Annotated in this window: 1 protein-coding gene and 1 pseudogene; both read left to right on the top strand. The window is 74.3% G+C overall.

Annotation, left to right across the window (positions count from 1 at the left end):
* A pseudogene (locus LOY02_RS11125) lies at positions 1-746 on the top strand (hypothetical protein); the annotation flags it as partial.
* Positions 743-1,173, top strand: a 431-nt coding sequence (locus tag LOY02_RS11130; RefSeq protein ID WP_317182426.1) for a glycosyltransferase, incomplete at its 3' end; no start/stop codon positions are given. The pseudogene LOY02_RS11125 and the gene LOY02_RS11130, both read left to right, overlap by 4 nt.

Genomic DNA, 1,173 nt, shown 5'->3' on the forward strand with positions numbered 1-1,173 from the left:
GCACGGGCGACCAGAGCGGCAGGGGCGACCCGGGTGCGGCAGCCGTCACGACGTTGCGTCAGAGCTGGTTCGCCACGCTCGTCGTCGGTGTTGCCGGAGCTGCAGTCCTCGTCGCGGTGGCCGGACCGGTCGGGAGGTTCTTCGGCCTGCTCGACGCGGGCAACTCGGGCGACGTCTCGCGGCAGACGCTCGACGCCATGGCCGGCGCCCTGGCGGCCTTCGCCCCCGCCGTGCCGGCCCTGGGCATCATCGGTCTGCTGAGCCGAGCGTGTTACGTGCGCGGGAAGGCCGTGCTCGCGGGCATCGTCGTCGGCCTCGCGTGGCTCGCGACGACCATCACCCCAGTCCTGCTCCTCGACCCTGCGACGGCGGACGGGCCGACCACCCTGCGTCTCCTCGCGCTCGGCTCGAGCATCGGTCTGGGCGTTGGGGCGGCGACGCTCACCGTCCTCGTCGTGCGCGATTGGGGACGTCGTGCCCTCGCTGTCCCGGTCCGCGCCCTCGGCGCGACGATCGCCGGGGGAGCGGTGGCGGCGGTCGGTGGCTGGGCGGTCGGGACCCGCACGGCCACCGACGACCTCGTCGGCGCGGTCGGCCTCGGCGCGGCCGTCGGTGTCGGCTCGCTCATCGTCATGGCGGTCGTCTCCCTCGCGGTGGATCCGACGCTGGCGCGTCGAGTGCGGCTGCTGCGCCGGGGCCGTCGTGGTGACGCTGACCGTGCCGCAGGTCAGGAAGGTGGGTCATGAGGGTGCTCATGGTGCTCGGCGAGTCCACGGGCGGGATCGGTGCCCACGTCGACCGGCTCACGAGCGACCTCCGGGCCGCGGGGCACGAGGTCACGCTCGCCACGTCCTCGGCGACGGCGGAGACTTTCGGTTGGCAGGACGCCCACCTGCTGTGGCCGGTCCACCGGGGCCTCGCCGCGCCCCGCGGACTCGTCGACTGGCACCGGCTCAAGAACCTCGCCGGCACCGTCGACGTCGTCCATGCCCACGGGCACCAGGCCGCCGTCGTGGCCGCGGTGGCCGTCGCACGCGCCCGCCCGCGTCCCGGCTTCGTCGTGTCCCTCCACAACACCCTCCCGCCGAACGTGGCCACACCACCTGTGGACGGCGGGGCCACTCGAGTCGTCGGGGGCGTGGAAGATGTGGACGGCGGGGCCACTCGAGTCGT

It is taken from the genome of Intrasporangium sp. (assembly GCF_032907665.1).
In the GTDB taxonomy this organism is placed as follows: Bacteria; Actinomycetota; Actinomycetes; order Actinomycetales; family Dermatophilaceae; genus Intrasporangium.